General features: G+C 69.8%; 24 protein-coding genes. 10 read left to right on the top strand and 14 right to left on the bottom strand.

Annotated elements, in window-relative coordinates; genetic code table 11:
* Window positions 1-140: 140 nt before the first annotated feature.
* Complete coding sequence (locus tag D187_RS12985) at window positions 141-647, top strand: hypothetical protein (protein ID WP_002621120.1); 507 nt, start codon at window positions 141-143, stop codon at window positions 645-647.
* Between the two features lie 16 nt (window positions 648-663).
* Here the strand turns inward: D187_RS12985 and D187_RS12980 are convergent, their stop codons facing one another.
* From D187_RS12980 to D187_RS12970, 3 genes are read right to left on the bottom strand one after another with little or no spacing between them, the layout of a single operon-like run.
* Complete coding sequence (locus D187_RS12980) at window positions 664-1,308, bottom strand: hypothetical protein (RefSeq protein WP_002621119.1); 645 nt, start codon at window positions 1,306-1,308, stop codon at window positions 664-666.
* Entirely contained in the window at window positions 1,305-1,616 is a 312-nt protein-coding gene (locus D187_RS12975) for a DUF1844 domain-containing protein (RefSeq protein ID WP_002621118.1), read from the bottom strand. Before D187_RS12975 ends, D187_RS12980 begins: the two co-directional genes overlap by 4 nt.
* A gap of 4 nt (window positions 1,617-1,620) precedes the next feature.
* The gene (locus D187_RS12970) at window positions 1,621-1,857 is read right to left on the bottom strand and encodes a hypothetical protein (protein WP_002621117.1); all 237 of its coding nucleotides are present in this window, start codon (window positions 1,855-1,857) and stop codon (window positions 1,621-1,623) included.
* Window positions 1,858-2,096: 239 nt separating this feature from the next.
* Between D187_RS12970 and D187_RS12965 the strand changes: the two genes are divergently transcribed.
* The 3 genes from D187_RS12965 (at window position 2,097) to D187_RS12955 (ending at window position 4,346) form a co-directional block, all read left to right on the top strand.
* On the top strand, window positions 2,097-2,858 hold the full coding sequence (locus D187_RS12965; protein WP_002621116.1) for a gamma-glutamyl-gamma-aminobutyrate hydrolase family protein: 762 nt from the start codon (window positions 2,097-2,099) through the stop codon (window positions 2,856-2,858).
* Window positions 2,859-2,924: 66 nt separating this feature from the next.
* Window positions 2,925-3,599: a hypothetical protein gene (locus tag D187_RS12960; RefSeq protein WP_002621115.1), complete on the top strand. Its 675-nt coding sequence runs from the start codon at window positions 2,925-2,927 to the stop codon at window positions 3,597-3,599.
* 15 nt (window positions 3,600-3,614) lie between these two features.
* A complete protein-coding gene (locus D187_RS12955; RefSeq protein ID WP_211241505.1) occupies window positions 3,615-4,346 on the top strand; it encodes an SDR family oxidoreductase in 732 nt (243 codons plus the stop codon).
* A 16-nt stretch (window positions 4,347-4,362) separates the two neighbouring features.
* Here D187_RS12955 and dnaB read toward each other — a convergent pair whose 3' ends face one another.
* From dnaB to D187_RS12910, 9 genes are all read right to left on the bottom strand, one after another.
* The gene (gene dnaB / locus D187_RS12950; protein ID WP_002621113.1) at window positions 4,363-5,733 is read right to left on the bottom strand and encodes a replicative DNA helicase; all 1,371 of its coding nucleotides are present in this window, start codon (window positions 5,731-5,733) and stop codon (window positions 4,363-4,365) included.
* Window positions 5,734-5,888: 155 nt separating this feature from the next.
* Window positions 5,889-6,335 (bottom strand): 50S ribosomal protein L9, encoded by a 447-nt coding sequence (gene rplI, locus D187_RS12945; protein WP_002621111.1) that lies wholly within the window; start codon window positions 6,333-6,335, stop codon window positions 5,889-5,891.
* Window positions 6,336-6,365: 30 nt separating this feature from the next.
* Complete coding sequence (gene rpsR, locus D187_RS12940) at window positions 6,366-6,707, bottom strand: 30S ribosomal protein S18 (RefSeq protein WP_002621109.1); 342 nt, start codon at window positions 6,705-6,707, stop codon at window positions 6,366-6,368.
* 47 nt (window positions 6,708-6,754) lie between these two features.
* The gene (gene rpsF / locus D187_RS12935) at window positions 6,755-7,216 is read right to left on the bottom strand and encodes a 30S ribosomal protein S6 (protein ID WP_002621108.1); all 462 of its coding nucleotides are present in this window, start codon (window positions 7,214-7,216) and stop codon (window positions 6,755-6,757) included.
* Between the two features lie 173 nt (window positions 7,217-7,389).
* Window positions 7,390-7,968 (bottom strand): aminoacyl-tRNA hydrolase, encoded by a 579-nt coding sequence (gene pth / locus D187_RS12930; RefSeq protein WP_002621107.1) that lies wholly within the window; start codon window positions 7,966-7,968, stop codon window positions 7,390-7,392.
* Between the two features lie 75 nt (window positions 7,969-8,043).
* Window positions 8,044-8,724 (bottom strand): 50S ribosomal protein L25/general stress protein Ctc, encoded by a 681-nt coding sequence (locus D187_RS12925; RefSeq protein WP_438356952.1) that lies wholly within the window; start codon window positions 8,722-8,724, stop codon window positions 8,044-8,046.
* A 203-nt stretch (window positions 8,725-8,927) separates the two neighbouring features.
* On the bottom strand, window positions 8,928-9,878 hold the full coding sequence (locus D187_RS12920; protein ID WP_002627418.1) for a ribose-phosphate pyrophosphokinase: 951 nt from the start codon (window positions 9,876-9,878) through the stop codon (window positions 8,928-8,930).
* Between the two features lie 69 nt (window positions 9,879-9,947).
* Window positions 9,948-10,250, bottom strand: coding sequence for a septation regulator SpoVG (gene spoVG, locus D187_RS12915; protein WP_002627417.1), 303 nt, complete (start codon window positions 10,248-10,250; stop codon window positions 9,948-9,950).
* A gap of 92 nt (window positions 10,251-10,342) precedes the next feature.
* Entirely contained in the window at window positions 10,343-10,711 is a 369-nt protein-coding gene (locus D187_RS12910; protein ID WP_002627416.1) for a DUF5658 family protein, read from the bottom strand.
* Window positions 10,712-10,873: 162 nt separating this feature from the next.
* Here D187_RS12910 and D187_RS12905 point away from each other — a divergent pair, with 162 nt between their 5' ends.
* Genes D187_RS12905 through hpt form a run of 3 tightly spaced genes read left to right on the top strand, consistent with a single transcriptional unit; the run spans window position 10,874 to window position 12,870 of the window.
* Window positions 10,874-11,476, top strand: a complete 603-nt coding sequence (locus D187_RS12905; RefSeq protein WP_002627415.1) for a thymidine kinase — start codon at window positions 10,874-10,876, stop codon at window positions 11,474-11,476.
* A 34-nt stretch (window positions 11,477-11,510) separates the two neighbouring features.
* Window positions 11,511-12,326, top strand: a complete 816-nt coding sequence (locus tag D187_RS12900; protein ID WP_002627414.1) for a uracil phosphoribosyltransferase — start codon at window positions 11,511-11,513, stop codon at window positions 12,324-12,326.
* 10 nt (window positions 12,327-12,336) lie between these two features.
* A complete protein-coding gene (hpt, locus tag D187_RS12895) occupies window positions 12,337-12,870 on the top strand; it encodes a hypoxanthine phosphoribosyltransferase (protein WP_002627413.1) in 534 nt (177 codons plus the stop codon).
* 13 nt (window positions 12,871-12,883) lie between these two features.
* Here hpt and D187_RS12890 read toward each other — a convergent pair whose 3' ends face one another.
* The gene (locus D187_RS12890) at window positions 12,884-13,444 is read right to left on the bottom strand and encodes an MmcQ/YjbR family DNA-binding protein (RefSeq protein WP_002627412.1); all 561 of its coding nucleotides are present in this window, start codon (window positions 13,442-13,444) and stop codon (window positions 12,884-12,886) included.
* Window positions 13,445-13,495: 51 nt separating this feature from the next.
* Window positions 13,496-14,311, bottom strand: a complete 816-nt coding sequence (locus D187_RS12885) for an IF-2 protein (protein ID WP_245591699.1) — start codon at window positions 14,309-14,311, stop codon at window positions 13,496-13,498.
* 101 nt (window positions 14,312-14,412) lie between these two features.
* On the opposite strand from D187_RS12885, the gene D187_RS12880 reads away from it, so the two are divergent.
* Genes D187_RS12880 through D187_RS12870 form a run of 3 tightly spaced genes read left to right on the top strand, consistent with a single transcriptional unit; the run spans window position 14,413 to window position 21,239 of the window.
* Complete coding sequence (locus tag D187_RS12880; protein ID WP_002627410.1) at window positions 14,413-18,477, top strand: methyltransferase domain-containing protein; 4,065 nt, start codon at window positions 14,413-14,415, stop codon at window positions 18,475-18,477.
* Between the two features lie 14 nt (window positions 18,478-18,491).
* Window positions 18,492-19,343: a diaminopimelate epimerase gene (gene dapF / locus D187_RS12875; protein WP_002627409.1), complete on the top strand. Its 852-nt coding sequence runs from the start codon at window positions 18,492-18,494 to the stop codon at window positions 19,341-19,343.
* Between the two features lie 45 nt (window positions 19,344-19,388).
* On the top strand, window positions 19,389-21,239 hold the full coding sequence (locus tag D187_RS12870; RefSeq protein ID WP_002627408.1) for a response regulator: 1,851 nt from the start codon (window positions 19,389-19,391) through the stop codon (window positions 21,237-21,239).
* Window positions 21,240-21,256 lie beyond the last annotated feature (17 nt).

Below are 21,256 nucleotides of genomic sequence, written 5' to 3'. Positions count from 1 at the left end.
TTCAGGGACTTTCTGGCTCTTCGGGAGTTGCCTTCCCCCACCCGGTCCAGGTATATGCCCGCGCGAACACCCTGGGGGGCACCCACCTGGAATCGCACGGCGGTTACCTCATTCGAGTCGAGTCGCTGGGCAGCCTGCCGTTGAGGACGCTCGCTCAGCAGGCGCTCGTCGAGGACGGCGCCCCGGTGGACACGGTGCTCTCCCTGTCCGTCTACCCGCGGCGGAAGATCGTCCGACTGGCCCTGGACTCGGCCCTCACGGCGGGCCGCCGGGGGGCCCACTGGTACAGCACGCACCACGCGCTCGCCCGCGCCCTGTCACGCACCACCGGTGTCACCGTGCACACCTACGTGTATGATCCCCAGGAGTACGAGGAAGTGCTCGCTTTTGGCCGGGGACAGCATGTGGGCGGAGAGCGGCTGTGTTACGACACGGTGGATCTGCCCGAGTGCGTGGACGGGGAGTTCGACGACGCGGCGTTCGCGCGGATGCAGGCGCGCTGGCCCCTGGGCCACCTGGCGTGGGTGTTCGGGGTGGAGCGGGAGCTGTTGCTGCAACTGCACCAGATGAAGCCGACGCGGTTGAGTCTCCAGGACTCGGGGCCAGAGCTGTCCCTGGAGCACCTGCTGCACGGCATCGCCGCCTGAGCCCGCCGCCCGAGGGCTACTCCTCGTTGGCGAGGTGCCCGTCGCTCAGGCTGATGGCCTGACGCACCCGCTCACTCTGGAAGTACTGGCCGAGCACGGCGAAGGAGCCGGCGATGAGGGCCGTGAGGGCAATGGTGGTGGCGGGCAGCAGCCAGGCCACGAGCTCCAGGGACGCGGCGGTGGGGCCCTGGAACTCGGGGAGTGTCTTCAGGGCCTCGGCGATGACGGGGCCCGTGCGCCGGGCGACCACGGCGTTCTGGGCACCGTCGATGGTGCGCAGCAGGGCGGCGGCGATGGTGGAGCCCGCGAGCATCCGGCGCATCCGCTCCAGGGGGAGCCCGTCGGGCCGCAGCAGCCGGCCGGCGGACACGAAGGCGAGCGAGCACACCACCGAGAGGGCGCCGAGGAAGAGCGCGCGCGACTCCCGCAGCGGCTCGAGCGCGGAGATCTGGGCCTTGGCGATGCGGGTGTCGAGCACCGGGTCTCCCACGAGGGAGAAGTTGGCGGCGTTCCGGGGGTCCTCGAGCTGGCTGAGCCCCAGGCACTCGCTCAGGGCGAAGAAGCCCGTGAAGGCGGAGAGCACGAGACAGACGAAGGCCGCGAAGCGCAGGCCTCGCGGCAGGGGGCCCTTGTGGGGGGCGGGTGCGGCGGGGGGCGTCACCGTTTGTTCGCCTCCACGAAGCGCAGGCGCAGGTCGGCGAGGAGGTTGTCGAAGAGCTGCTTTTCCTCGCCCGTGAGGTTGCCGCGGGTCTTCTCCTGCAGCATCCCCAGCAGATCCAGGCTCTGGCGCGCGAGCACCAGGTCCCGCTCGGCCTTGCCCGTCTCCGGGTTGGAGGCCTCGCCCAGGTGGATGAGGGCGCTGGAGGCGAGGCCGATGAGAAAGGTGCTGAAGGTGATGGGGGCCTCGGGCGCGCCCGGCTTCGGCTCGCCCCTCATCACGAAGGTCTCTCCACGCTTCTCATCGCTCATGGGCTCACTCGTTCGCTTCGGCGTCCTCGTCGCCCTCGTCCTCGTCCTCGTCGTCCTCGTCGTCGAAGTCGTCGTCGAGGTCCTCGTCCTGCATCAACGTTTCCACGGGCACGGACTTCTCGGCCACGTCCGGCAGGCCCTCGATGTGGCGCTTGTACGAGGTCTCGTCCAGCTGACCGCTGCGCAGGTAGCGCTCGACCGTGCGCTTGTCGAGGTGCTTGGGGTCCATCGCGTCTGCCATGCTCAACTCCTCGGAATCTCTTGGAAAAGGGCGCGCCACCTTATAGCAGGGCTCCCCCCTGTCAACGCCGCTCAACCCCCCGCCCCTCCCGAGCCGATGAACGCCCCCCTTCCTCCCCGACTTCCACGAGATTCATCCCCCCCGGGTGACGACGCGCAGCAGGTATCCGAGCAGGCGTGGTGGCCGTGCGCCGCCTTTGACGCGGGGGCCCAGGGGGCTAGCCTCGATGGGAGAGGCGTATGATGCACAAAACCCATGGTCAGGCTCCACGCCGGCCCAATATCGGTATCACCCCGGACTTCAGCGCGAGCCGGCCGGATTCGGTCTTCCCCAGCTACGAGCTGAGGGCGGCCTACCCGGAGGCGGTGTTGCGCGCGGGGGGGCTGCCGCTGGTGCTGCCGTACTCGGACGACGCGGCGTGCGTGGAGTCCTACCTGGACCGCATCTCCGGGCTGATGGTCACCGGAGGCGCCTTCGACATTCCCCCGGACGCCTATGGCGAGACGGCGCGCGAGGGCCTGGGGCCGATGAAGCCGCCGCGCACGGCGTTCGAGACGGCGCTGATGCGCGGGGCCCTCAAGCGCAACATGCCGGTGCTGGGCATCTGCGGGGGCATGCAGCTGCTCAACGTGGTGCTGGGCGGCACGCTGTTCCAGGACATCGGCCTCGAGGTGCCCGGCGCGAATTCGCACCAGCAGACGCATGACCGCACCCAGCCGCAGCACCCCGTGGAGGTGCGCGATGGCACGCACCTGTCGGAGGCGCTCGGCCGGGGTCAGCTCATGGTGAACTCCACCCATCATCAGGCGGTGTCGAAGCTGGGCGAGCAGGTGGTGGTGAGCGCGACGGCGCCCGATGGGGTGGTGGAGGCCATCGAGTCGCCGCAGCACGTCTTCGCGCTGGGCGTGCAGTGGCACCCGGAGTTGATGCTCCAGACGATTCCCTTGAGCGCGGGCATCTTCCGGCTGCTGGTGCAGAAGTCGCGCGAGCACCGGCGCTGAGCGCGCCACCCACCGTGCTGTCAGACCTGCATGGCAGACATGCGGGGCCGAGCATGGTGAGAGGACATGGCCCCGAAAGAACAACGCCTGCGCGAGCTGCTCCAACTGCCGCCCGCCGCCGCCGTTCCCGCCGCTGACGCCTCCTGGCCCGACGAGTACTGGGACGAGACCTTCATGCGGCTGGGGCGCGGGTATGTGTTCGAGCCCGACGCGGGTGAGTTCCCCGTCGATCATTCACGCTTGATGGCGGAGCTGCTGCCGCTCGTCTCGCCGTGGCTGGCCGGGGCCCGGTTCTCCCAGGTGCTGCCGGGCCAGGGAGACATGGCGGGGGAGGGGTGGGGGCCGTTCTTCGGGGTGGAGGACCGGGAGGGCGGGGGCGTGGCGTCCCGGTACACGCTGCGCCTCACCCAGGGGGGACACCGCTACGGCGTCACGTTCCACGACAGCTCCGAGTTCTACAACCTCAACGCGGTGCTGGCCCTGTTGAACGCGGCGCTGGAGACGAGTGGCACGCCCCTGCGGCTCTTCGGCCTGGGCAACGTGGTCCTCCTGGGGCCGCTCGGGGGTCTGCAGCAAGCCATCCGCGAGGGCTTCATTCCCGGCTTCGAGGGGGAGGGCATCCACGAGGAGTGGGAGCTGGAGGCCATCGATGCCTGGTGCGAGTCCGGAGACACGCCCGAGTCCTTGGCCCGACAACTCGAGAAGGGGCTGCGGCGGGTCCAGGTCTCGCTCGTGGTATGAGCGGCCCGCATGGACATGGCCTCGAATACGGTGCTCATCACGGGCGGTGCCTCGGGTATCGGTCTGGCGCTCGCCGAGCGCTTCCTCCGAGCGGGCAGTGAGGTGATTGTCTGTGGCCGCCGCGAGGACAAGCTGCGCGAGGCCCAGCGGGCCCACCCCGCGCTGCACACGCGCGTGTGTGACGTGGCGAAGGCGGAGGAGCGTGTCGCCCTGGCCTCCTGGGTGAAGAGCGCGTTTCCCCGGCTCAACGTGCTCGTCAACAACGCGGGCATCCAGCGCCGGCTGAAGCTCTCCGACATCGAGGACTGGGAGGCGTCCCAACAGGAGCTCGCCATCAACCTCGAGGCGCCCATCCACCTGTCGGCGCTCCTCGTGCCGCATCTGCTCCAGCAGCCGCGCCCGGCCCTCCTCAACGTCACCTCGGGCCTGGCGTTCGCGCCGCTGGCGTTCACGCCCATCTACTGCGCCACGAAGGCGGCCCTGCACTCGTTCACGCTGTCCCTGCGCCACCAGCTCGCGGACACGGCCCTCCAGGTCATCGAGATCGTTCCCCCCGCGGTGAACACGGACCTGGGCGGGCCCGGGCTGCACACCTTCGGCGTTCCCCTGGACGAGTTCGCCGACGCCATCGTCGAGCGCCTGCGCCAGGGTGAGCGGGAGATCGGCTACGGCACCGCGGAGAAGGCCCGCCGCGCCTCGCGCGACGAGCTCGACGAGGCGTTCCAGCGGATGAACTCGCGCCGCTGAACGCCTCGGCCCGCCCTCACTCCATGCGCGCGCGGCTCTCGAAGCGCGTGTACTCGGCGAGGAAGACGAGATCGATGTCCCCGATGGGACCGTTGCGCTGCTTGGCGATGACGAGCTGCACGGGGATGGCACTGCTCGTGCGCACCTCGCCTCCGCCCTCGCCCTCGCCCTGATCCTCGCGGTGGATGAACATCACCACGTCGGCGTCCTGCTCGATGGCGCCCGACTCGCGCAGGTCCGAGAGCATGGGCTTGCCGCCCTTGCGCTCCTCCACCTTACGGCTGAGCTGTGAGAGGGCGATGATGGGCACCTCCAGCTCCTTGGAGAGCTGCTTGAGGGAGCGGGAGATCTCCGAGATTTCCAGCTGGCGGCTCTCCACCTTGCCCTTCTGGTGCATGAGCTGGAGGTAGTCGACGATGATGAGCGACAGCCGGGGATCCCTCTGCTTGAGCCGCCGCGCCTTGGCGCGCAGGTCGAACGGGGACAGGCCACCCGAGTCGTCGATGTAGAGGGGGGCGTTGTAGAGCTTGCCCGCCATCTCCTGGAACTTCTCCTCGTCGTGGGGGGTGAGCCGGCCTCCGCGCAGCTTCTTCATGTCCACGCGCGCGCACGAGGCGAGCAGACGCATGAGGAGCTGGTCCGCGGGCATTTCCAGGCTGAAGATGGCCGCCGCCTTGGCATCCTCCTGGAGCGCCACGTGGGTGGCGATGTTCATCGCGAAGGACGTCTTGCCCACGCCCGGACGCGCCGCGAGGATGATGAGCTCTCCGCCGTGCAGGCCCGTGAGCTGGTTGTCCAGGTCGACGTAGCCCGTGGACAGGCCGGTGATGCCCGTCGTCGCGGTCTTCATCTTGTCGAGCAGATCGAGCGTGTGCTCCATCAGCTCGCTGACGGGCCGCAGGTCGCCCTCGCGCTTCTTCTCCGCCAGGAGGAAGACCTTGCGCTCGGCCTCGTCCAGCAGCACCTCCAGCTCGCCCGTCTCCTGGCTGGCGAGTTCCTGGATCTCCCGCCCCACGCCCGCCAGGCGCCGCCGGATGGCCTGGTCCTTGACGATCTTCGCGTACTGGACGGCGTTGCCCGGCACGGGCACCACCTGGTCCAGGCTCATCAGGTACGCGGGGCCGCCCACCGCGGCGAGCTGGCCGAGCACCTTGAGTTCCTCGGCCAGGGTGAGGTGATCCACCTGGCGGCTGGTGCCGTCCAGCTTGATCATCGCCGCGAAGATCTGGGCGTGCGCGGGACTGGCGAAGTCGTCCGTGCTCACCACCTCCGCGAGGCTGGCGAAGATGCTGTTGTCCGCGAGCACGGCGCCCAGCACCGCGCGCTCGGCGGCCAGATCCTCGTGGCCCCGCCGCGTTCCCGTCCGAATGTCGAGGATGTTGTCCATGTTGTCCCGGCCAGTCTCCGCGCTACAGACGTGTGGCGCAACCCTGGCAGCCACCCCTGACACACGCCTGGGTGCCCGCTCTCGAAAAAGCGGAGGGCCGCCCGGGAGTGAACCCGGACGGCCCTCGGTGCTTCACGCGATGTCAGGGGGGGGCTTTACGCCTCCGCCTGGACCTCGACCTTGATCTTCGCCGTCACTTCACGGTGCAGGCGCAGCTCCACCTCGTACTGACCGGTGGCCTTGATGGGCTCGGCCAGGTGCAGCTGGCGGCGGTCCACCGACTGGCCCTGGGCGGCGAGCGCCTCGGCGATGTCCAGCACGGTGACGGAGCCGTACAGCTTGTCCTGCTCACCCACCTTGCGGCGGATGGTGACCTTCACCGAGCCGAGCTTCTTGGCCTGCTCCTCGGCGGCGCCCTTGAGCTTGACGTTGCGCGCCGAGATGACCGCGCGCTCGTGCTCGAGCTGACGCACGTTCTGCTCGGTGGCGAGCACCGCCATCTTGCGCGGCAGCAGGAAGTTGCGGCCGAAGCCGTCCTTCACCGTCACGAGCTCACCGGACTTACCCAGGTTCGCGACGTCCTCACGAAGAATGACCTTCATTGAATGTCTCCGTTGGTGCGGGCGAGGGGACTAGCCGACCATCGCGTTGTAGGGGAGCATCGCCAGGCCGCGGGCGCGCTTGATGGCCGTGGCCACCTCGCGCTGGTGCTTGGCGCAGTTGCCGGAGATGCGGCGGGGGATGATCTTGCCGCGCTCGGTGACGAAGTACTTCAGCGTCGCCTGATCCTTGAAGTCCACCTGGGCGTTCTTCTCGGCGCAGAAGCGGCACACCTTCTTGCGGCCAAAGCCGCGGCCACCGCCACGCTTCTCGTCATCGCCCCCGGCGCCACCCCGGCCGCCGCCATCCCGATCCCTGTCCCGATCCCGGTCGCCGCCACCGCGGGACGAATTCCTGTCGCTGTTGCCAATCATTGAGCGTTCTCTCTTCTCTGGTAGGGGTCCGTGGAGGACCAAGGGGCTCACGCCTCCTCGGTGCTCTCCTCCTCAGCCTCGCCCGCATCCTCGACCACGCCGCGATCCTGCGCGGGGGCCACGCCCGGACGGGTCTCCTCGACATCTCCGGCGAGCTTCACGTCCTCGAGCACCGGACGGCTCTCGGGATCCACCTCGTCCGCCAGCTTGGTGGACAGGTAGCGCGTGACCTCGTCGAAGTTGCGCAGGTTGCGCTCCACCTCGGCCACCATCTTGGTGCCGCCCAGGTAGTGGGCGTGGATGTAGATGGCGCGGGGCTGCTTGGCGATGGGGTAGAGCGTCTTCTTCTTGCCCCACACCGTGAAGCGGATGACCTTGCCGCCCTCACGGCCGACGATGCCACGGACGCGCTCCTTGAGCTTGTCCACGTTGTCGTCGGTGAGGTCCGGCTTGACCAGGAAGATGGTCTCGTACTCACGAAGCCGCTTGGCGGCCTGCGTCTCAGCCATGTTTCTCTCCCCTTGGGGTTGAGTGCCCCCCGGAAGCCGGGGAGCGGGGAAACGGTCGGAGGGTCCAAGGGGGATCCTCCGCCGGGGACGGGAAACCGCGCGCCCGTCACCCTCGCGCTTTTGAAAAAGAACGATGAAGAGGGGGGCCTTCTAAGGGCGCCCCGGCCCGGAAGTCAAGGCGCCCGCTTGTTGTAACGGTTCATCGCCGTGGCCAATCCGTCCCGCACCCACGTCTCGGCCGCGTCCGCCGCCTGGGCGAGCAGCTCGTCGAGCCTCCGGCGCTCCCCGTCGTCGAAGTTGGAGAGCACGTAGCCGGCCACCCGCTCCTTGGCATTGGGACCCTGCGGCTTGCCGATGCCGAAGCGCAGGCGGATGAAGCTGTCCGCCCCCAGGGTGGACACCGTGCTCTTGAGCCCGTTGTGTCCCCCGCTGCCGCCCCCCGCCTTGAGCTGCAGGCGGCCGAAGTCCAGGTCCAGCTCGTCGTGGATGACCAGCACGTCCTCCACCGCCACCTTGTAGAAGCGCGCCGCCTCGGCCACCGAGCGGCCCGACAGGTTCATGTAGGTCTGCGGCTCGAGGAAGACGACCTTCTCGCCCCCCAGGGTGCCCTGGCCCACGCGGGCCTGGAACTTCTCCTGGTGGAGCTCGGCGCGCGCGCGCGGCAGCAGCGTCTCCACCACCATGAAGCCCACGTTGTGCCGGTGGCGCTCGTACTCGCGCCCGGGATTGCCCAGTCCACAGATGATCTTCATGGCGGAGGCTCCGCAAAACAGACGGGGCCAGTCCTTTTGACGGACCGGCCCCGCGGGTGTGACAGGGAAGGGGGATTACTTCTTGCCAGCCGCGGGCTTGGCCGCCGCACCGGCCGCGGGCTTGGCCGCCGCGCCAGCCGCGGGCTTGGCCGCCGCACCAGCCGCCGCCGCCGCCGCCGCGGGAGCCGCCTCGACCGCACCCTCGGGCGCGCTGACGACCGCCACGGTGTAGTTGACGTGCGACTTCACCGTCACGCCCTCGGGCATCTTCACGTCGTTGATGTGGAGCGCCTGGTTGATCTTCAGCGGCGTCACGTCCACCTCGATCTTCTCGGGGATGGCGTTCGGCTTGGCGTAGACCTCGATCTCGCGGCGGGCCTGGGTGAGCAGACCGCCGTCGGCGACACCCTCGGAGCGGCCGGTGAGCACCAGCGGCACGTTCACCTTCACCTGCTCGCCCTCACGCACGGCGATGAAGTCCACGTGGAGCATCTGCCGGGTGAGCGGATCCTGCTGGTAGTCCTTGAAGAGGACCTGCTGCTCGCCGCCCACGCCCGTGAGCGTGAGCAGGGTGTTGAACTTGTGCGGGGTGTTGATGGCCTGGCGCACCGCCTTCGCGTCGACGGCGATGGACAGGGGCTTCTCCAGGTGCTTGCCGTAGACGACGGCGGGCACGAGGCCCTGGGTGCGCAGGCGGCGGGCGGCGCCCTTGCCAGAACCCTCACGCGGCTTGACCTCGAGCGGGCGCTTGTCGATGGACATGGATTTCCTCGGTATGGACTGCGGTGTGTTCCCCGCCGACGTCCCGGCGCCTCTGGCATCCCGCCCCCGTGGCGGGCCCCAAGAGCAGCGCCTCGCTTTTCGGGCAAGGACCGGCAGGGTGTGCCCGCCACATGCCAGCGCGCGCGCCCCGAGTCAAGGCGCGTGGCAGAAGAAGCAGCGGACCCTCCTCCGTCTACCTACACGAAGAGCGAGCTGAGCGAGTCGGCGCGGTGGATGCGCGCGATGGCCTCGCCGAAGAGGTGATCCGTGGCGATGACCCGGATCTTCCCGCACGCCTCGGCCGCGGGCGACAGGGGCACGGTGTCCGTGAAGACGACCTCTTCCAGGGTCGAGTCCTGGATGCGCTGGATGGCGGGACCGGAGAGGATGGGGTGGACGGCGTAGGCCACCACCCGGCGCGCGCCCCGCTCCTTGAGGGCGGCGGCCGCCTGGGTGAGCGTGCCCGCGGTGTCCACCATGTCGTCGATGAGCATCGCGTCCTTGCCCGCCACGTCGCCAATGAGGTTCATCACCTCGGAGGAGTTGGGCTTGGGCCGGCGCTTGTCGACGATGGCCAGGGAGCAGCCGAGCCGCTTGGAGTAGGCACGTGCCCGCTCCACGCCGCCCGCGTCCGGTGACACGATGACGAGCTCCTGCGCGTCGGGGAACTTCTTGCGCGCGTCCTCGAGGAAGACGGGCGAGGCGTACAGGTGATCCGAGGGGATGTTGAAGAAGCCCTGGATCTGCCCGGCGTGCATGTCCATGGACACCACGCGCGTGGCTCCCGCGCCCTCGAGCAGATCCGCGATCAGCTTGGCGGTGATGGGCGTGCGCGGCGCCACCTTCCGATCCTGCCGGGCGTAGCCGTAGTACGGGATGACGGCGTTGATGGAGGCGGCGCTCGCTCGCTTGAGCGCGTCGCACATGATGAGCAGCTCCATCAGATGATCATTGGCCGGCGGGCAGGTGGACTGGACGATGAAGATGTCCAGTCCGCGCACGTTCTCGCCAATCTCCACGTGGATCTCTCCGTCGGAGAAGCGACCCACGTGCGCCTTGCCTAGAGGTCTCTTGAGATAGTCGCAGATACGCTGGGCCAGGGCCGGGTTGGAACTCCCGGAGAACACCTTGAAATCGCTCGGGCTCATGGGGCGCGCTCCTAGCGCGCCCCGTGGCGGAAGGGAAGATCCTTCCACCACCAGCGTGCAGTCCCAGGCTCAGTCGGCCACGGCCTCCAGGTGGTACGAGCCCATCGCTCCCATGCTCGTCTGCTGGTGCCGCTCGTACTCCAGGAGGATGGCACGCTCCATCTGCGTGCGGGTGTCCGCGTTGAGCGGGTGGGCGATGTCCTTGTACGTCCCGTCCTTGCGCCGCTTGGCGGGCATGGCGATGAACAGGCCCGAGGCTCCGTGGATCACCTTCAAGTCCCGGATGACGAAGCAATGGTCCAGGGTGATGGTCACGTAGGCCTTCAGTTTGTCTTCTTCAACCGGATATACCTTGACGTCGGTGATGTTCATGGTCCCCCCAAGGACCCTTCGGATCCAAGCGCTGGGGAGAAGCCTGAAACAGACAGGCCTGGAAAAGCAAGTCTGTCAGGACTGGATGTGCGTCACGCGACGGTTTCGTGGACCAGGTGCGCCAGGAAGGCCAGGTGGTAGATGTCGATCACCGTATAGAGCGCCGCGCCCGCCTGGATGGCGCGCTGGCTCAGCTGCATGGAGCGGTGCAGGCAGAGCAGGGCGAGTCCCAGGCTCACGATGGTGATCTTCACCGCCATGAACGACAGCGGCGAGTGCATGTAGGCCACCCGCATCAGCGGATTGAGTTCCTCGGCCACGTTCATCTGTAAAAACGTCAGGGTGAAGAGCCCGTCCAGCAGGTTGAGCACCACCAGCAGCGCCGCCGCCGGCGTGATGTGGAACGAAGCCCCCTCGATACCCGCCCAGCTCGACCCCTGCACCTGTGCTGTCGCCGCCACCCGTCACCTCGCCGTTTGAACCCGAAGCACTTCTTTTCAAGATGCTTGCCAGGGGCACGGGCGCCGGGGGCTGGGGGGCGGGTCCCCGGAAAGTTGACGACCCGGGGGGGTCATGAAAGAGGTGGCCGTCGCTGTCGTCACCGCCCGGAACGAGCCCCTCGCGTGTACCAAATTCCCAAAGACATCGGGTGGATAGAGGTCATCTGCGGCTCGATGTTCTCCGGAAAGACGGAGGAGTTGATTCGCCGCGTCAAGCGCGCCGTCTACGGCAAGCAGACCGTCCAGGTCTTCAAGCCGAAGCTGGATAACCGCTACGACGAGACGCAGGTGGTCAGCCATTCCCAGTTGAAATTGACCTCCGTGGCCATCGAGAGGGCTGAAGAAATTTTCCATCACCTGTCCCCCCGCACCCAGGTGGTGGGAATCGACGAGGTGCAGTTCTTCGGCTCCGAGGTGGTGGCCGTGTGTGAGGCGCTGGCGCACCGTGGCCTGCGGGTCATTGTCGCGGGGCTGGATCAGGACTATCAGGGCCGTCCCTTCGAGCCCATGCCGCAGCTGCTCGCCGTCGCCGAGTACGTGACCAAGCAGCTCGCCATCTGTGTGGTGTGTGGCAATCCCGCCCACCGCTCCCAGCGGCTCGTGGACCGGGGCGAGCGCGTGGTGGTGGGCGCCGCCGGGGCCTACGAGGCGCGCTGCCGCAAGTGCCACCGCGCCGAGCCCACCGAGGCCACGCCTCCCCAGACGCTCGATCTGTTCAAGGACTGAGGTCCGACTGTTCAAGGACTGAGGCCCGAGCGCCATGAACGACCCGCTCTACACCCACATCCCCTTTCAGTTGAGTGAGCTGCCCCACCGCTATGGACCCCAGGTCCACCTGGTGGGCACCCCGTTCCTGCTCTCCCATCTCGCCCGGCTGTGCGCGAAGGGGACGACCCAGCCGGACATCAACCGGCTGGTGGCTCTGCTCTACACGGACCTGGTGAAGGCGGTCCTCAACGCGGAGTTTCCCCGCACGCGCGTGGCGCTGGCCACGCGGATGATCGACTCCTCGCCCCAGGGCATCTACCAGGGCGAGGTGCTCGATCCGGCCGTGCGCGCGGTGACGGTCAACATCGCCCGGGCCGGCACGCTGCCCTCGCAGGTGGCGTACGATCTGCTCAACATCACCCTGGAGCCCGCGCGGGTGCGCCAGGATCACCTCATGATGAGTCGGACGATGGACGCCCGGGATGTCGTGGTGGGCTCGCACATCGGTGGGTCCAAGGTGGGCGGGGACGTGGACGACGCGTTCCTCCTGTTTCCCGACCCCATGGGCGCCACCGGCGGCAGCCTGAGCACCGCGGTGAACCTGTACAAGAACCAGGTGGCCGGCACCCCCCGGCGCATCATCAGCCTCCACCTCATCGTCACCCCCGAGTTCCTGCGGCGCGTCACCCGTGAGCACCCGGACGTGACGGTGTACGCCCTGCGCCTGGACCGGGGCCTGTCCCCTCCGGAAGTGTTCGGCACGGTGCCCGGGGAGTTGTGGGAGAAGGAGCGGGGGTTGGATGATCACCAGTACATCGTCCCCGGTGGCGGCGGCTTCGGGGAGATCATGAACAACGCGTACGTGTAGAGGTCGGACCGTGGCTTACTTCGAGCAGGACGTCGGCATCCACATCGATGAGCAGAAGCTCCAGGCGCGCGTGCGCGAGCTGGGCGCGCAGATCACCCGCGACTACCAGGGCAAGGAGCTCACGCTCGTCTGCGTGCTCAAGGGCTCGGCGTTCTTCGCCATGGACCTGGCGCGCTACGTGGATCTGCCGCTGACGATCGAGTTCCTCGGGGTGTCGTCCTACCAGGGCGGCACCGAGACGACGGGCGAGGTGCGCATCACCACCGACGTGAGCAAGCCCATGGCGGGCAAGCACCTGCTCATCATCGAGGACATCATCGACACGGGGCTCACCATGAGCTTCCTGCTCGAGAACCTCAACGCCCGGCACCCGGCGTCGGTCAAGGTGTGCACGCTCCTGGAGAAGCCCTCGCGCGCCCGCGCGAAGATCCCCATCGACTACAAGGGCTTCGTCGTCGACGACGTCTTCGTCGTGGGCTACGGCCTCGACTACGCCGAGCGCTACCGCAACCTGCCCTTCATCGGCGTGATGAAGGGCAAGTAGTCCACCCGGCCGGCTACCGCTTCCCCGCCGTCTTCTTCGCGGCGGCCTTCTTCACGGGCGCCTTGCTGGCCGCGCTCTTCTTCACGGCGGCCTTCTTCACCGGGGCCTTGCCGGCCGCGCTCTTCTTCACGGCGGCCTTCGCGGCGGGTGCCTTCTTCGCCGGAGCGGCCGGGCCCGGTGTGTCCGTGCCTCCGGTCAACCGGTCCACCAGCTTCTTGGGCGCCACGGCGCGGTAGCTCTCGTCGAGCCACCGCCGCAGCATCTCCACCGGAGGCGTGTCCTTCGCGCCGAAGCGCGCGGTGACCCAGCCGCTCTTGCCCAGCCCGTACCCGGTCGGCTCGGCGAAGGGCAGCATCAGCGCCGCGCCGTGTGACTGGGGCAGCTTCACGGACAGCGAGAGGCCCTCTTCGCTCAGCGAGAAGAAGACGAACGCCTTGCCCTTCACCTTCAGCGTCGGATGGCCCCAGGGAAAGTCCTCGGTGACTTCCGGGTAGCGCCGTCCCGCCTCACGCAGGCTCTTCTCGAACGGCTCGAGTCTCTTCATCTCCGGGGGAACAACCAGGGTCATCGTCATGTCGCGCGCCTCCTCGGACCCGGTGGTTATACCGCTCGCGCGGCCACGCGCTCAGCGCGCCGTGCCCGGGGCCTCGCCCGTGGAGCCCGGGGCCGGTCCGGCGGGCGGCGGAGTCCCGGCCGGTGTTCCCTCGCGCTCGGGAGTGGGGGCGGGCGCCGGGGTGGGAAGCGCGGGGGCGTCGGACCCCTCGAAGCTCGCGTCCACGGCCCGCAGGGCCCGCTCCAGCGCCTGCGCCGCCGGCCCCACGGTGGTGAGCATCTGGTTGGCCCGCTGCGTGTTCCGGTTGCGGCTCTCCGCCGCCAGCTTGAGCTGCGTGAGCGCCTCGGTCACCCCCCGCCGCGCCTCCTCCAGCTTCTGCTTCGCCTGGAAGAAGGCCACCTCCGTCTTCATCGTCCCCAGCGAGCGCCGCTGCTCCTCCGTCAACCCCGTGAGCAACTCCGCGCGCCGCAGGTAGTACAGCCCCTTCTCCAGCACGGCCGGGTCATCCGACTGCACCTTGGGCTGGGCGAGCGACTCCAGGAGCGGGAAGAGGGCCCGGTCCAGCTCGTCGCGCTCGGTGAACTTGCGCTCCACGAGCATGCTCACGTCCCGGCCCTCCACCCCCAGGGGGGCATAGGCGTCCGCCAGCCGCGCGTCCCCGGGCCGGTAGGGCACCGCCCCCGTGGGCAACAGCCGGCCCTTCATCACCACCAACTGCCCGCTCTCCTGGGCCAGCGAGAAGGTGCGCGCGTTGAGCTGCGACAGCAGGAAGACCACCGCCGCCCCCAGGCCGAGCAGGAGCAGGGTGACGAGGAGCCGCGTGAAGGCGCTCGTGGCCCGGCGGCCGAGGCTCGGCCGGTGCTGGGAGGGACTCATCGGGGAATTCATGGTGCTTGCTCTCCCTTCATCCGGGCAGAGAGGCGACCTCCCGACTCCGGTGCTTTGCTTGGGACAATCCTCCCCGGGGCTATACTCGTCCGCTGGACCTCATGCACCCTACATTCCGCCGCCTGGGCAGCAGTGAGCTGTTGCCCCGGTACATCTTCGCGGAGAGCCTCTTCGCCCGCCGCCGTGTGTTGGAAGTGGACGCGGTCTCCACCACGGGCGGGGAGAGCGCGCGCTTCCTGCTCGAGCGCGGGGCTCGGACCGTGGTGGCCTGCGACGCCGACGTCGCCGCCGTGGAGGCCGCCCACAAGGCCCATGGTGGCCCCTCGCTGCGCTTCCGCGCCAACGTCTTCGACGACCTCGAGCCCGGCAGCTTCGATCTGGTGCTCGTGGCCGACCTCGGCCCCTACGTGCGCGCGCCCACGCTGCTCGCCGAGCTGACGCGGCTGGTGAGCCGGCAGGGCCATCTGGTGGGCGGCTTGCGCAATGGCGCGGGGCTCGCCCTCTGGCAGCTCATGGAGGTGGAGGAGGAGGCGCCGCCCACGTACGGGCAACTGCTCGACGCGCTCTCGCCCCACTTCCCCCACGTGGAGGTGGCCACCCAGTCCCCCGTGCTGGGCTACCAGCTCGCCTTCGAGAAGGGCGATGGGCTCCAGGTCGACGGCACCCTCATCCACGGGAGCGAGGCCGCCTACTTCCTCGTGGTCGCGGGGCATGATCCCGCGCGCATCGTGGACCCCACCTGGGTGCAGCTGCCCCCCGAGCCGCTCGCCTTCACCCGCGGCAAGCTGGATGAAGTGGCCCAGCGCGGCAAGAGCTGGGAGGAGCGCGCCGGCAAGTTCAAGGAGTCCCTCGCCCGGGCGCGCGCGGAGCTGACGGATCGCGAGGCCCAGGTGCTCGCCCTCCAGCCCGCCCTGGAGTCCGCCCGGAGCGACGTGGCCCGCCTCATCGCGCAACTGGAGCAGGCGCGCGGCACCCCCGACTCCGCCCGTGAGCGCGATGAGCTCGCCTCGCGTCTGCGCCGCACGAGCCTGGAGCTCCAGGTGGCCATGGAGCGCCTGTCGGACGCGGACAAGCGCCTCACCCAGCAGCGGCTGGAGGTGGAGTCCGCCGAGCGCGCCCGCAAGGAGTTCGAGGTCCAGGCCCTGGGCGCCCAGGAGGCGATGCGGCTGGAGCGTGCGCGCCTCGAGGAGCTGAACACCACCCTGGAGGAGGCCCGCGGGCGCCTGGCCCAGGCCTACGCCGATCAGCGCGAGCTGCGCGACGAGCTGGCCAGCGTGCGCGTCGAGCGCGAGAAGGATCGGCTCGCGGCCGAGCGCTCGCGTGAGTACTCCGAGGACTCGCGGCGGCAGTTGGAGGCGGCGCGGGAGCGCGAGGTGCGCCTCGCCGAGCAGCACTCGACGGCACTGGCCGCCGTGGAGCTGCTCAAGGCGGACGTGGCCCGGGCCGAGCACGCGCGCGAGGCGGCGGAGAAGTCCCTGCGCATACAGGACGCCGACCTGTCGCGCGTGAGCCGGGAGCTGGAGGCCCATTCCCGGCGGGTCTCGGCCGCGGAGGCGGCACGGCGCGACGCGGAGCTGCGCCTCACCGCGCGCGAGGCCGAGCTGCGAGGCGTGAACACCGAGCTCACCGCGGCACGCGCCGAGGTGCAGCGGCTCAACGCCGAGGGCGAGGAGCACTCCCGCGCCCAGGAACAGCTCCGGGCGGCGGCCGCGCGCCTCGAGCAGGAGCTCGCCGAGGCGCGCTCCCAGTTGTCGTCGCTGGAGCAGGAGCGCGTGCGCGCCGCGGCGGAGCTGGAGGAGACCATCGAGGAGGAGCGCCGGCTCGCCGAGGGGCGGCTGGAGCACGCCGTGGCCCAGGAGCGCGAGCGCACCGAGCAGGCCCTGGCCGAGGCGGCTCAGGAGCGCTCCGAGCGGGAGGACCAGGCGCGCCGGCTCGAAGAGCTGGAGCACCAGCTTCGTCTGGAGGAAGCCGCGCGGCACGACGCCCAGCGCGCCCTCTCCGCTCTGGAGGCCCAACGTCAGCAGTGGGCCGATGAGCGCGGTGCCCTGCGGCGGCGCGTGACGGAGGTCGAGGAGTCCCTCGCGGAGCTGGAGCGCGTGCGGGCCTCGGACATCGAGTCCATCTCCCGGCTCCAGGAGGAGCTCGAGGCGACCCACGGCACCATCGCGGCCGAGCAGCAGGCGCGGGTCCGGGCCGACGAGGAGCGGGAGCGGACGCTCGTGGAGCTCGGGCTGGAGCGCGATGCGCGGCTGCGGTTGAAGGAGTCCCTCGCCCTGGCCCAGTCCGGACTCTCGGCCGAGCAGCAGCGCCTGGCGGAGACCCAGGAGGCGCTCGCCCAGGCCCGCGAGCAGCTCGAGTCGACACGGCAGCGGCACGTCCAGGCGGCGCGCGAAGGGGCCCGGACTCAGGAGGCGCTCGAGGCGGAGCGCCAGCAGCGGACCCAGGTGGAAGAGGCCCTGGCCGAGACCCGGATCGCGCTCGAGGCCGAGCAGCGGGCACGGGGACTCTCCGACGAGTCGCTCGCGCGGCTCCAGGCCGATTGGGAGGCGGAGCGGACCCAGGGCGACGAGGCCCGGGAGTCGATCCTCCAGGTACGCGCGGAACTGGAAGCCGAGCAGCAGCGCGCCGAGCACTCCCTGGAGTCGCTCCGCGCGGAGTTGGAGGCCGAACGCTCCCGGCTCGCCGTGCTCGAGCAGACCCTGGCCTCGGAGCGCGAGGGCCGGGAACAGGCCGAGCAATCGCTGGCGCGGACCGAGGAGACATGGGCCGCCGAGCAACAGCGGCGGGCCGAGGTGGACACGTCGCTGGCGGCCCTCGAGGAGCAGCTCGCCGAGGAGCGGCTGGCGAGGTCCAGTCTCGAGGACTCCCTCGCGCACGCCCAGGAGGAGCTGGACACCGAGCGGGCGAAGCGCGCCGAGACGGACGAGTCGCTCACCGACATGAGCGCGGCCTGGGAAGTGGAACGCGACGGCCGGGCGGCCATCGAGGCCTCGCTGGCACGGGTGCAGGCGGAACTCGAGACCGAGCGGACGAAGCACGCCGAGGTGGCCACGTCGCTCGCCGCCGCCGAGGCCGGACTGGAGTCCGAGCGCGAGGGCCGCGCCCAGGCCGAGGAGTCGTTGGGCATCCTCCAGGAGGAGATGGCGGCCGAGCAGCGGCAGCGCTCCGAGCTGGAGGGCCTGTTCGCCGCGGAGCGTCAGGAGGCGGAGGCGCTCCTGGCCGAGGTGCGCGAGTCACTGGAAGCGGCGCTGGCGTCGGCCCGGGAGGAAGGGGAGGCGCAACGCCTTCGTGTGGAGGCCCTCGAGGCACGCCTGGAGGAGGAGCAGCGCTCGTTGGCCGAGCTGTCCGCCACCGTCCAGGCGCACGAGGCCGACCTGCGCCTGGCACGTGAGAAGCTCGAGGACACCGAGGCCCAGCTCGCCGAGGCCCAGGCGCGTGAAGCCGCCGCCTCCGCCGAGCGCGAGGCCCGCAAGCGCGAGGCCGTGGAGAGCCGGATGGAGCTGGAAGGTCTCCGGGACGAGCTGGAGGCCGCGCGCGCCCGGCTGGTCTCCCTCGAGGCCGCCCAGGCCCAGGCCCGGCAGGACGCGGAGGCCCTCGAGGCGGCTCGCTCGGAGCTCGAGGATCGCGAGGTCCTCGTGGAGAACCTGCGCGAGGAGCTGGACCAGACGCGCGTCCGGCTCGCCTCCGAGAGCGAGCAGCAGGAGTTGCTCACCCTGCAACTCGAGTCCGCGCGGCGCATCGCGGGCAAGGTCACCTCGCTCGAATCCTCACTCCAGGAGGAGCGGGGCCGGCTCGAGGCCTACCGCGCCGAGCTCGAGTCCGTTCGCGCGGAGCTGGAGACGGCCCGGGAGCGCGTGGCCGAGCTGGAGAAACAGAACGACGCCGCGGAGAAGGCCCGCCTCATGTCCGAGCGGGAGCGCCTGGCCTCGGACCTCACCGTGGCCCGGGCGGCTCGCGTGCGCTTGGAAGGCCGGGTCTCGACGTTGGAGGCCGAACTGGCCAGCCTCAAGGCCGGGGCCGCGCGCAAGGAACCAGATTCCGTCCAGCACATCTATGCTCGTGCCCACGCCGAGCTGAACGCGGTAAAAAACGACTTGCTGCGCCGTCCCAAGCCCAGCACCTCGGCGCCCACCGCCTCTCCCTCCAAGCCCGATGAGCCGGGCTGAAGCGACCCCTCCGTATGAGCACCACAGAGTTCTTTCACAAGTACCACGGCCTCGGTAACGACTTCATCGTCCTGGATCGCCGCCAGACGGGCGTGGACGTGGATGCCCAGACCGCCCAGTGGTTGTGCGATCGGCGCCTGGGCATCGGCGCGGACGGAGTGCTCAGCCTGCTGCCCTCGGAGACGGGCATGGCGCGCATGGTGGTGCACAACTCCGATGGCAGCATCGCCGAGATGTGTGGCAACGGCCTGCGCTGCGCCGTGAAGTACCTGGTGGACAACTCGGGCGAGAAGCCCGAGCGCATCGACGTGGAGACGGGCGCGGGCCTGCTCGCGTGCGTGCCCGGTTATGGCGCGGATGGGGTCGCCCAGGTGGAGATCTCCATGGGGCCCGCGCGGCTCGTCGAGCCGAACCTGCCCTCGGGCGCCACCCAGCGGCCCTTCCTCGACGAGCCCGTGCCGGGCCACGCCGGCCTGCGCGGCCATGCCATCAGCATGGGCAACCCGCACCTCGTGCTGCTCGATCAGCCCCTGGAGACCGCCAGCCGTCTGGGCCCCGTGCTCGAGCGCCACCCCGACTTCCCCGAGCGCACCAACGTCGAGTTCGTCCGCGTGGACGCGGATGGCCTCACGGTGGTGGTGTGGGAGCGCGGGTGTGGTCTCACCCAGGCCTGTGGCACCGGCGCCTGCGCGGCGGCCGTGGCGGCGGTCCTGGCGAAGCGACGCCCGGCCGAGGACTGGTCGCGTGTCCGCCTGCCCGGAGGGGACCTGTTCATCTGGGTCGCCACGGATCTGTCGGATATCCGCCTGCGCGGTCCCGCCGCCTTCGTCTTCACCGGCGTTGTCCCGGATGCTCCGGGCCGCTAACCTCCACTCCTTCCACTCCTTTCCCGCCCCGAGTTCCCCCCCGCCGTGGCCGGTCCCATCCTCGTCGTCGACGACGACCCATTCTTCCGGCAGCTCGCCTCCGACATGCTCTCCCGGCGCGGCTACCGCGTCGTCACGGTGGAGAGCGCCGCCCAGGCCCTGGACGAAGTGGGTCGCGCCTCCTACGACCTGGTCATCACCGACGTGGTGATGCCGGGCATGGATGGCCTCACCCTCACCGAGAAGCTGCGCGAGCGCGACCCCGCCCAGGAGATCATCCTCGTGAGCGCGCGCCCGGACATGAAGGGCTCGGCCATGGCGTTGAAGGTGGGGGTGGCCGTCGTCCTCACCAAGCCCGTGGACGAGACGGACCTGCTGCTGGCCACCGAGCGCGCCCTGGAGCGTGCCCAGCTGCGCCACGAGCGCGCCAAGCTCCAGAACGAGAACCTGGAGTTCGCCCGCTACCAGCACCTGCACCAGCGCTGCCTGGAGTTCCTGTCCCAGCCGGACCTCGAGTGGCTCCAGGAGCGCGTGGCCGCCGAGCTCGCCTCGGTGTGCGACGCCCAGAGCGCCGCCCTGTGGATCTCCGATGACCGGGGCCAGCTCGTCCTGCGCGCCTACCGGGGTCTGCTCGACCGGCACTTCCTCGTGGATCGCATCAGCACCGAGGGGCCGCTCGGCCCCTACATGCGCGAGGGCCATCCCTGGGTGGCACACGAGCAGCGCTCGTCCATCCTCTACGTCCCCTTCGTCAACAACGGCGAGCTGCTGGGCCTGGCGCAGTTGTCGGATCCGCTCGCGGGCGAATTCCGCCCCGAGCACCTGCACTACGCGAAGATCCTCGGCGACTCGGCCGCGGTGGGCGTCAAGAACGGCCGCAAGATGCTGGCGCTGCAGCGGCTCGGGCTGCGCGACCGGGACACGGCCGCCTACAACCTCAGCTACTTCACCGACTACGCCTCCAAGGAAATCTACAAGGCGCGGCGCTACGGGCGCATGTTCTCGCTGCTCACTTTCAGCGTGGACAACCTGCCCCTGGTGCGCATGCGCCTGGGCGCCACGGAGGCGAAGCTCGCCGTGCGCGGCATCATCAAGGCGCTCTCGCGCATCGTGCGCGACTCGGACGTCATCGCCAAGGCGAGCGACCAGGAGTTCTACCTGCTGTTGCCGGAGACGGACTTCTTCGGCGCCATGATGTTCGTGCGCCGCGCCCTGGCCGCCGTGCGCGAGGAGCCGGAGGCGCAGGAGGTGGAGGCGCGGCTGCCGCTCGGGCTCGTGGGCGGGGCGAGCACCTTCCCCAAGGACGGCGAGGACTTCGACGAGCTGATGTACCGCTGCCGCCGGCGCATGGACGAGCGCCGCGCGTCCCTGCAGCGCAAGCTCATGCTCGACACGCTGCCCTTCTGGGACGAGGTGGATCTGCTGCTCGGCAACGCCTCCAGCCCCCGGCTGCCCGTGGAGGACAACGCCGAGCCCTCGCGCCGCGGCAAGGTGTCCGATGCGCTCTTCGACGAGCTGCAGGTGGAGATCGCGCGCGAGCTGATGCGGGATCCGGCCTCGCGTGGGCTGTTGTACGTGGGCAGTCCGGAGATCCGCTCCGAGCTGCCCATCGTGCAGGGCCTGGAGTCGGCCTCGCCCGACATGGCCTCGCGCATCTACCTGCTCGGGCGGCGCATGGACCTGGAGTCGCACCGGGCCCTCACGCCCGTCTTCCTGGAGGGGGACGATCGCATGAGCCGGCACGAGTTCATCCTCTGGCTCTCGGAGAACGCCGCCTACGCGCTCATCCAGCGCCGGGGGCTCGGCGCCACCTGGGGCTTCCACTCATCGGACACCGCCGTGGTGGATGGGCTCATCACCCGTCTGCAGGCCGAGTACGATCTGCAGCCGTACTGACCCGGCGAGGAACTCCC

It is taken from the genome of Cystobacter fuscus DSM 2262 (assembly GCF_000335475.2).
GTDB classification, from domain to species: domain Bacteria; phylum Myxococcota; class Myxococcia; order Myxococcales; family Myxococcaceae; genus Cystobacter; species Cystobacter fuscus.
Note: the sequence above shows the minus strand (reverse complement) of the source record. Positions and strands in the feature narration are given on the sequence as shown.

Excerpts from the sequence above, each read along its gene's own strand:
- rpsR (WP_002621109.1), bottom strand. The coding sequence starts at position 6,707 with ATGATTGGCAACAGCGACAGGAATTCGTCCCGCGGTGGCGGCGACCGG.
- D187_RS12970 (WP_002621117.1), bottom strand. The coding sequence starts at position 1,857 with ATGGCAGACGCGATGGACCCCAAGCACCTCGACAAGCGCACGGTCGAG.
- rpsF (WP_002621108.1), bottom strand. The coding sequence starts at position 7,216 with ATGGCTGAGACGCAGGCCGCCAAGCGGCTTCGTGAGTACGAGACCATC.
- rplI (WP_002621111.1), bottom strand. The coding sequence starts at position 6,335 with ATGAAGGTCATTCTTCGTGAGGACGTCGCGAACCTGGGTAAGTCCGGT.
- D187_RS12960 (WP_002621115.1), top strand. The coding sequence starts at position 2,925 with ATGGCCCCGAAAGAACAACGCCTGCGCGAGCTGCTCCAACTGCCGCCC.
- dnaB (WP_002621113.1), bottom strand. The coding sequence starts at position 5,733 with ATGGACAACATCCTCGACATTCGGACGGGAACGCGGCGGGGCCACGAG.
- spoVG (WP_002627417.1), bottom strand. The coding sequence starts at position 10,250 with ATGAACATCACCGACGTCAAGGTATATCCGGTTGAAGAAGACAAACTG.
- D187_RS12920 (WP_002627418.1), bottom strand. The coding sequence starts at position 9,878 with ATGAGCCCGAGCGATTTCAAGGTGTTCTCCGGGAGTTCCAACCCGGCC.
- D187_RS12975 (WP_002621118.1), bottom strand. The coding sequence starts at position 1,616 with ATGAGCGATGAGAAGCGTGGAGAGACCTTCGTGATGAGGGGCGAGCCG.
- pth (WP_002621107.1), bottom strand. The coding sequence starts at position 7,968 with ATGAAGATCATCTGTGGACTGGGCAATCCCGGGCGCGAGTACGAGCGC.
- D187_RS12955 (WP_211241505.1), top strand. The coding sequence starts at position 3,615 with ATGGCCTCGAATACGGTGCTCATCACGGGCGGTGCCTCGGGTATCGGT.
- D187_RS12965 (WP_002621116.1), top strand. The coding sequence starts at position 2,097 with ATGATGCACAAAACCCATGGTCAGGCTCCACGCCGGCCCAATATCGGT.
- D187_RS12900 (WP_002627414.1), top strand. The coding sequence starts at position 11,511 with ATGAACGACCCGCTCTACACCCACATCCCCTTTCAGTTGAGTGAGCTG.
- D187_RS12885 (WP_245591699.1), bottom strand. The coding sequence starts at position 14,311 with ATGAATTCCCCGATGAGTCCCTCCCAGCACCGGCCGAGCCTCGGCCGC.
- D187_RS12890 (WP_002627412.1), bottom strand. The coding sequence starts at position 13,444 with ATGACGATGACCCTGGTTGTTCCCCCGGAGATGAAGAGACTCGAGCCG.
- dapF (WP_002627409.1), top strand. The coding sequence starts at position 18,492 with ATGAGCACCACAGAGTTCTTTCACAAGTACCACGGCCTCGGTAACGAC.
- D187_RS12880 (WP_002627410.1), top strand. The coding sequence starts at position 14,413 with ATGCACCCTACATTCCGCCGCCTGGGCAGCAGTGAGCTGTTGCCCCGG.